8 protein-coding genes and 2 tRNA genes are annotated in these 8,267 nt (G+C 38.3%); all 10 read right to left on the bottom strand.

Annotated elements, in window-relative coordinates; all coding sequences use genetic code 11:
• Window positions 1–232: 232 nt before the first annotated feature.
• Window positions 233–835 (bottom strand): RloB family protein, encoded by a 603-nt coding sequence (locus FFM59_RS09290; protein WP_137602759.1) that lies wholly within the window; start codon window positions 833–835, stop codon window positions 233–235.
• Window positions 836–2,119 carry an AAA family ATPase gene (locus FFM59_RS09285; RefSeq protein WP_137602758.1) on the bottom strand — a complete coding sequence of 428 codons (1,284 nt, stop codon included), beginning with the start codon at window positions 2,117–2,119 and terminating at the stop codon, window positions 836–838.
• A 131-nt stretch (window positions 2,120–2,250) separates the two neighbouring features.
• Window positions 2,251–2,338 (bottom strand) — tRNA-Ser (locus tag FFM59_RS09280).
• A 49-nt stretch (window positions 2,339–2,387) separates the two neighbouring features.
• A tRNA-Gly gene (locus FFM59_RS09275) sits at window positions 2,388–2,458 on the bottom strand.
• 76 nt (window positions 2,459–2,534) lie between these two features.
• Window positions 2,535–2,864 (bottom strand): AzlD domain-containing protein, encoded by a 330-nt coding sequence (locus tag FFM59_RS09270; RefSeq protein WP_225420343.1) that lies wholly within the window; start codon window positions 2,862–2,864, stop codon window positions 2,535–2,537.
• A 65-nt stretch (window positions 2,865–2,929) separates the two neighbouring features.
• Window positions 2,930–3,661, bottom strand: coding sequence for an AzlC family ABC transporter permease (locus FFM59_RS09265; protein ID WP_225420342.1), 732 nt, complete (start codon window positions 3,659–3,661; stop codon window positions 2,930–2,932).
• Between the two features lie 488 nt (window positions 3,662–4,149).
• Window positions 4,150–5,400: a serine hydrolase gene (locus FFM59_RS09260; RefSeq protein ID WP_137602755.1), complete on the bottom strand. Its 1,251-nt coding sequence runs from the start codon at window positions 5,398–5,400 to the stop codon at window positions 4,150–4,152.
• Between the two features lie 64 nt (window positions 5,401–5,464).
• Window positions 5,465–6,601 carry a sensor histidine kinase gene (locus FFM59_RS09255; RefSeq protein WP_137602754.1) on the bottom strand — a complete coding sequence of 379 codons (1,137 nt, stop codon included), beginning with the start codon at window positions 6,599–6,601 and terminating at the stop codon, window positions 5,465–5,467.
• Between the two features lie 453 nt (window positions 6,602–7,054).
• Window positions 7,055–7,744 (bottom strand): response regulator transcription factor CroR, encoded by a 690-nt coding sequence (croR, locus tag FFM59_RS09250; protein WP_137602753.1) that lies wholly within the window; start codon window positions 7,742–7,744, stop codon window positions 7,055–7,057.
• Window positions 7,745–7,872: 128 nt separating this feature from the next.
• Window positions 7,873–8,247, bottom strand: coding sequence for a hypothetical protein (locus tag FFM59_RS09245; protein WP_137602752.1), 375 nt, complete (start codon window positions 8,245–8,247; stop codon window positions 7,873–7,875).
• Window positions 8,248–8,267 lie beyond the last annotated feature (20 nt).

Raw genomic sequence — 8,267 nt, 5'->3', positions numbered from 1 at the left:
AATTATAGCACTTTTTATTAACACCATCTACAATAGCCCTTCGGGCAATAAAAAAGAGCAATCCATCACGTCCTTGACAGAACGTGTTTCCTTGCTCCGTTCCAAAAATGAAAGCGTTTGATACTTTGACCCGACTACGAACTAAAACCAATGAGATTCAATACTAGTCAGTGCTATAAATTACGTAGTTTAAGATTTCTCATTAATAATCCAATTTAATTACAAACTCTTTTTAAAATTGTTCGACATCATAAATTTCTGGAATATATCTAAACACGTCTGTAAATGGTTTCGAGTGTACGCAATCATTATGTTCTTGATATAACTTAGATCCATTTGAAATTGCGGATCCGACCATATCGAATAGATATTTATCATATCTTTGCCCTTTAAAACGACTATAACTTTGATTGAAATACTTTTCACCTGACAATCGTTGAACCAGCTCTTTTGCTGAATAGTCACGGCTAAAATACTCAAAGTGTAATAATACCCAAACTTCAAAATTTGTACTAGAAAGTATAATTGTGATATTGTTTGCCTTCGCATATTGATAGCATTGATGAACATCAGAATCGTTCATCGCATCTCGATCCAAAATAACATAACATCTATCAAATTTTTTGTTTCGCGGTAGGTTAGACCTCTTTGCTACTGCACTTTTTAATAGCGTCATACCTGTGCGGCCCAAAGAAGTAATATCAATTTTTTCAGTTTTTACATTTGCGCCATGATACTTACGATTGAGCATCTTAAAATATGCTTCTTCAGAACGTCCTTCACAATAAATCAAAATGATTTCTTTCGTTGGTAATTTTTTAGAATGCCGAACCAATTAATCACCCACCTTATTTCGACGTATTTGATTTAGCGTTGTCAACATGTCCTCTGTGCTTATTTGAGGAAGTGCTCCAAATCGTCCCTCTATATAGCGTTTCATAAAGCTAACATCTCTTCGAGTGGAATCTCTGGTGTCTTTAAAATCAAAAATAGAATTTAAAGTACTTCGTCCCTGAAAGTCTTTTTCCAAAAGATAGATTTGATCAGTTCGTACTTTAGAATCTAATAACTGTAATTCATGTGTAGTTAATATAAATTGATTTGTATTTTGTTCAGAATTAAATATTTTGATTAATGCACTTGATAATTCAAAATGAAGTGAATCATCAAACTCATCAAATAATAAAGTCTTACCATTTCCATTAAGTTGGGCATTAATAATAGATAGTGCAATTAACACAATTTTTTGGGTTCCTCTCGATTCTAATGCCAACGGCAAAGAGTATCTTTTTACAACTTTACCATCGTCTGAATATTGATTGTGAACCATATACATTTGTTTAGATACAGTGCGAAGCTCAGTCTCAGGAGAAATAACTTGTAACATTTCTTTCAATTTTGCTGGTAATTCAGGAATACTTTGTTCTTGAACTTGAACATCGACGATATTAAAATCAGCAAAATTCAAAAAGTTTAATAATTCTTCTTTAATTTCTACATCATTAATTACATCAAGTAAAGCATCCGGGATTTGCTGATCGTCAACAAAAATAAGATCGTTTTGAAACCATTTCAAAACATTAATTGCGTTAATATCATTAGCTTGTTGTGCTGTATAAACAAACAATGAATTTGGCTTAGTTAAATTACTATTTTCTTTAAAATTTTCAGGAATAACAATAAAATCTTGTTTATTTCTTTCAAAATAGATACTTTCTTTCTTACCCTTGAATGTTGATAACTTTTCATATCTAATTTCATCCGTAACAAAGGAAAATTCGTAAGAATAAACAATTTTTTTAAAATTGAACTTAACTTTAAATTCAACTGGTTCCATAGCAGTTTTATTGTTAAGTACAAAAGGACGATATTTAAGACTGTCCGTTACTTTTGTTGCATTGTTCAAGACCATGCTTTTCATTAAATGCAATGCATCGAGCAAGTTTGACTTCCCAGATCCATTCGCACCAAAGATCAAAATACTTTTTAATAACGAAGTTCCGTTTTCATCAAGTGTATTTGTTTTCTTTAGTCTTCTCAAATACTCGCCAGTTTCTGTCGATAACTGCATTGAGTCCTTAATAGAGGCATAATTTGTCACATTAAAATAAATAAGCAAACTAATCATCTCCTTCAATATTTAGTTTAACATATAATTACCCGTAATCACATAAAAATGTGATTACGGGTAATTATAACGATACAAAAAAAGCACCGCCCACATCACTGCGGATCGTGCTTGATTTATAACGGAGAAGGAGAGATTCGAACTCTCGCACGGTTTAACCCGTCTACACCCTTAGCAGGGGCGCCTCTTCAGCCACTTGAGTACTTCCCCCAAATAACCATAATACTTCTCATTATTACCATCAAAACGTAATTGGTAAAGCGGGTGACGAGAATCGAACTCGCGACAATAGCTTGGAAGGCTATGGTTTTACCACTGAACTACACCCGCAAACTTAAAACGTTTGCATGACATCAATCATATAATACTTTCGTGAAATGGTCAAAGTAATTTAACATCACGATTCCTACATGAGGAACGTGATTAAGGCCACCGCAACGAGTCCGGCGATGACAGACAACGCCATTGAGCGCGTCATGTACGTGATAATAATGACAATCACGGCGGCGATAATCTGGTTAACGTGACCAAATAAGTGAAATGAATACGATGCGGTATCAATGAAGATACCCTTAATAACCAGAGCAGTAAATAAACTGACTGGCACGTACTTCATCCATTCGTTGAACCATTCTGGAATTTCGCGTTTAGTAAAGAATCGCATAGGAAAGTACCGCGGAATAAAGGCGGCAATTGCGGCTAAGAAGATTAGCAACAAGTGATCCCAGCTATCCATTGTGCTGTTCACCGACTGAGCGACAACCGGTGCATTGAGTAATAAATTATTCATGAGGGCCCCCGTCAGCTTTCATTCTTATCTTCGATTGTCTTGCGCGTCATCGCAGGACCACGAACCTTACCAAACATCCAGCGTTCGGCTTTAGTCCCGGTATGACGTAAGCGAGATTCAATGAAGAAACCAACGAATGAGGCAAGCAGTGTTGAGATAATAATCCCGATGGTACTCTTAGTTGCTACTAAACAAACAGCAGCTAACACTGCGGACAATAGGCCGATGATTAGAGTCAGACGGTTACGGACCTGCATCACAATCATGTATAAGAACAAGGCAGTCAACGCAAAGTCAACAATTTCCAAGTTAATTGAAATAGCACTTCCGACCAAACTACCAACCAAGTTGGCCGCAGCCCAGGAAATCAATGAATAATGTTCCACCATCAACGCCTGACGTGGTGTCCAGTTTTTGTCGGTGGCAAATTTTAAATAGTTAATTGCATAGTTTTCATCGTTTAATGATACCGAAAATAGCCATATAAAGCGTTGTGGCTGATTTTTCATGTATTTAGATAGACTTGACCCTAACAAAGCATAACGTAACTCTAAAAAGAATAACGTCACGACAATTGATAACATTGGTGCATTGATGGTCAGTAATGATGCAATTAAAAATTGAGCACCACCCGAAAAAACCACAATTGACACTAAAAAAGTCATAATGAAATTAAAGCCAGCCGCATGGAGTAAAATCCCACACGCTAGGCCTATTGGAAGATAACTAAGACACAATGGCATTGAAATTTTCAATACCGCCAACCAATTTGGTTCTTCTCTTTTCAAGAATGTTCCCCCACTGAGGTCTGTTTTAAGCGACATTAATCAAATTCTTTGAAACACAATCAACACTCATTTTATCACGTTTTTTTTAATGTGAATAGACGTGATTATACCGGGCTTTACCTGTGTATATTTGAATAAAACCAATTCACGAACGAACCGGATAATCCCACAATATTATCGGTATAAAACCGGCTAATCACGAACTATCGAGTGCGATTAATTGAGAGAGTCCGTTAATTAACAGACTAAATTTATTCATATGGTTGAATTAATCGTTTGGAAACAATCACCTTTGGTGAATTGTTGCAGTTTTCAGATCTTTGGAACTGGGATTCATTCCACTGTTCATTCCGTTTAACTTCAAATAGCTTATGGATCTAAACCATCCATTCGCCATTTGTTGTTAATCCTCGTGAACACCCGTGGAATTCATCAACTTGTTCTTAATACCCAAACACCGCTCTCCAACCACGGACAAAGATATTAGCTTGTGCATCTGCAGCTTTTGCTTTAAGACTGATTTTGGCACCAGTACCATCAATAAAGGTCATGTTGTCACCGCTAAGGGAAACTTGACCAATAGTTTGGTTCTTTTTAATAGGTGCAATTAGCTTACCGTTCTTATCTTTCAACGCTGACTTATAAAGGAACTTGTGTGACAGATTTTGAACACTGGTTCCGGTACTGAGCCATAAGGTTGTCTTACCAGCAAACTGAGTTTTCAGTTTAACGGTTTTACCATTCGGTACGGTGACCGTGGTAGCTTTGGCAAACGACGTGGACGAATCAACCGTAGTTGGAATGTACTTACCAATCACGTAATTAACAAGATTAGCTGTTTGGGTGTAACGACTCGTGTCATTCGCATGCAAAATCACCGTGATGATACGATGTCCCTTGTAAGTCCCTGTACCGACAAACGATTGACCGGCCGCATCCGAAGTTCCGGTTTTTAAACCATCCATCGTGTAATTAGTCATTGCACTCGCATTACCTGGTAACATTTCATTCAAATTATCCATTGTCGTCGTATCGAACATTTCTGACTTAGTGGCCGTAATCTTTAACACGGCAGGATAATGCTTAATCACGTATTGTGAAATTTTAGCTACATCGATGGCGGACATTTCATTTTCAACACTATCAGCCATCCCGGGCACTTTTAAAATATCCAGATCACTATTTTGTAAACCGACAGCATTATAAATCTTCGCATCATCCACACCAATTGCTTTGGCCTTTGCTTGCATCTTTTTATTGAACGAAGTGACCGTATCACCATTCATTGTACTCAATGCCAACGTGGCGCCATCAGCCGACTTGATTAAGGCGGCATGAACTAATTGTTTCACCGTATACTGTTGGCCTTGATTAAGCACAATATTCGATAATGCGGTATCTGCTGAAACAGCCGCAATTTCTGGACTAATCGTCACTTTGGTATCCCAGGAAATTTTACCTGCTTGAATTTCGTCTAAAATCACGGAAACTGCCAAAATCTTGGAAATTGAAGCAATTGGTAGCACCTGTTTGGCATTTTTTTCATATAAGATTTGACCAGTCGTCGCATCAATCGCTAGAGCGGCACTAGCGTTAATCTCTGGTTGGGTGTCATCGGCCTGGGCAATGATGGTGCCAAAGCCCGAGCTAAAAATAAGTAAGGCACTAAGAATACTGATGAGCCATTTTTTCATGGGTGTTTTCTCCTAGTAGAAGGGCTCTAGCAAATACATGCTACAGCCCCCGTTAATTGATATTTTAATTTTTTTCTGGTGTGTAATCTAATGGCAAAGTTACCACAAAGCTGGTTTGTTTGTCGTTTGACTCGACGCGCACGGCACCGTGATGCATATCGACAATTCCTTGGACAATCGCTAAGCCTAAGCCAGTTCCCCCGGTGGCTTTGGAACGAGATTCTTCGACACGGTAGAATCGTTCAAATAAATGTATCTGTGCATCTTCGGGAATCTTGGCACCATCGTTAGTCACACAAACTTCGACTTGTTGATCCTTTTGTTGCGCCGTTAATTTGATGTAGCTGGCATTTTGGCCGTACTTCAAGCCATTGGCGATTAAATTACTAAATAAACGCCCGAGCTTCTCGGCATCGGCTTCAATCATCAAGTCCGTGGGCTTAGTGTCGGCGGACATGGAAATCCCCTTCTTGCTGGCTTCGAGTTCAAAACTAGCGGCCAGTTGTTCTAACATCTGATCTAAGTTGACACTCATAATGTTAATGGGAGCACTGGTTTGCCGCACCTTGGTGTATTCAAACAAATCTTCCACTAACGATTTCATTTGGGTCGCCTTTTCGTAGGCCGTGTGCGTGTATTTCAGCAAATCTTCTTGACTATGGTATTGTTTATCCTCAATCAAGCCTAAGTAGCCAATAATTGACGTTAATGGTGTTCTCAAGTCATGACTGACATTGGTAATCAGCTCATCTTTAGATTGTTCAATCTTGCGTTCATCATCCATCGATTGAATGGCACTATCAACCAGTGAGTTAACACTGGTAATTACTTGTTGTTGCCCACCACGGACGCGGAATGGAATCCGGTGATCAAAATGGCCTTGGGCAATATAGTGTAATTCGCGAATGATATGTTGCAATTGATATTGCGCATACCGACGACGTAACCGCCAAATCAGTACCCAAATATCGATTAGGATTAAAATCCCAATCATCCAGCGTTGATAACTCCAAATTTGAGTGTGATAAGGACCAATTTGCAGTGATTGTTTAATAATAAAAATGCCATTTTCTAATCCCGGATTACTTTTAATCGCAAAATCTGTCATTACAATCAACGACACATTCAACAAAAAGAGAAGGATTACGGTACTAATCCCCTCAAATATCAATGAACTTCTTTCTCCAGCTGTTAGTTTCAAGTTACTTCTCCCACTTCTATGTAAATGTTAACCATTTCAGGTTAACAAGGTAATGCTAAAAATCTTTAAGTTATCTTGCTATTTTAAAACGTGTCTTTCACCACAGACAACTCACCTAACACTGCTTTCCTAGATTCCAGCAAGCGGAATCTTCGTCAATCATCGTTAGAAGCTCGTTGCCTGCCCGCGGTGATCCACACTCTAGTTTCCAAACGTGCTCCAAGAAACAAATCACTCCGCCTAATTTGAACTAACTAGTAAGCCAAGAACGCTACCACATTAGTTGTCATTAGTGCTCAAGATTTACCGTTTCTTGTTGCACTTGTAATCATAATCGTGATTCCAGCCACTGCTCTATGCGTATTGCTTGATTATCACGTAAGCTAAGCTCACTTACTTTAGATAATCTTTGCAATTACTCAAGAGCAAATCGTGGCTGTCATCACTCTATTTTTAATGACTCTCTATCTTATATCCAACGCCCCAAACAGTTTCAATCACTTTTTCACCGTTGGTAGCTTCTTCGATTTTATCACGAAGATGACTAACGTGAACCATGACTGTCTTGGCAGAGACAATACTTTCTTGTTGCCAAACTCGTTCAAAAATATCATCAGCTGAGAAGACACGGTTAGGATGACTGGCAAGCAGATATAAAATCCCAAATTCTAAGGCAGTCAATTGAATCGTTTCACCATTGATGGTTTTTACTTCGTGTGAGTCCTTGTTGATAGTTAATGAACCAACATCTAAGATATCAGGAGTGCTGTTAGTTACGTCATTAGAACTACGACGTAACAGTGACTTAACCCGTGCCATCACTTCAAGTGGATTAAATGGTTTGGTGACGTAGTCATCTGCACCAGTAATCAAGCCTTGAATTTTATCCATATCAGCAGTTTTAGCTGACAAGATTAAGATTGGAATCTGTGAATCTTTCCGTACTTGCTTCACAACTTCAATACCGTCCATTTCAGGCATCATAATATCCAAAATGATTAATGCGATATCTGGATTCGTATTGAGTTTTGTTAAGGCTTCTTTACCATCATAAGCAGTAACGGGATCATAGCCTTCGTTCTTAACGTAGATTCCTAGTAATTGAACAATTTCTTTATCATCATCGACGATTAGTACTTGCATAGTTTTTCTCCTTACAACAATTGCGAGTCAAGAGTCCACTCTCGCATTATTTATACCAATTGATAACATTATATTACTACAAATAGCAAAAAAGCCCGAATGATAACGGACTTAATAAAATATTTAGGTTAATCGGTGGTAAATTCACTGTTTCCTGTGCCACTATCACCGCTCCCGGTATTATCGCCTGTACTTGGCGTTTCTGGTGTTGTATTCTCGGTGCTGCCACCACTATTACTAGTTCCATAATTACTACCAGCGGAGTTATTTGAATAACCTGTACCACCACTATAAGAACTACCGGAGCCCGTGCCGCCGTTCGTCGTTGTGGTTGTACTGTTATCTGAAGTGGTGTCAGCTGAATCTGCCGTTGCACTTGAACTGCTACTTGCTGAATCACCCGAAATCTTGATTGATTTTGTCACTGAAGTATCACCACGTGTCAGTGGATGTAAGCTGATTCCTGAGACAACTTTTAAGAGAGGGTATAATGAATAAATCATCTCTCAAAAGGAAGGAATTT

Origin of the sequence: Paucilactobacillus nenjiangensis (assembly GCF_005405445.1) — a bacterium.
Taxonomy (GTDB): Bacteria; Bacillota; Bacilli; order Lactobacillales; family Lactobacillaceae; genus Paucilactobacillus; species Paucilactobacillus nenjiangensis.
This window is presented reverse-complemented; position numbering and strand designations above follow the sequence as displayed.

What these genes read in the sequence shown, in the direction of transcription:
- FFM59_RS09270 (WP_225420343.1), bottom strand. Translation starts at nt 2,864, where the DNA reads ATGGATAGCTGGGATCACTTGTTGCTAATCTTCTTAGCCGCAATTGCC.
- FFM59_RS09265 (WP_225420342.1), bottom strand. Translation starts at nt 3,661, where the DNA reads ATGCCATTGTGTCTTAGTTATCTTCCAATAGGCCTAGCGTGTGGGATT.
- FFM59_RS09260 (WP_137602755.1), bottom strand. Translation starts at nt 5,400, where the DNA reads ATGAAAAAATGGCTCATCAGTATTCTTAGTGCCTTACTTATTTTTAGC.
- croR (WP_137602753.1), bottom strand. Translation starts at nt 7,744, where the DNA reads ATGCAAGTACTAATCGTCGATGATGATAAAGAAATTGTTCAATTACTA.
- FFM59_RS09245 (WP_137602752.1), bottom strand. Translation starts at nt 8,247, where the DNA reads ATGATTTATTCATTATACCCTCTCTTAAAAGTTGTCTCAGGAATCAGC.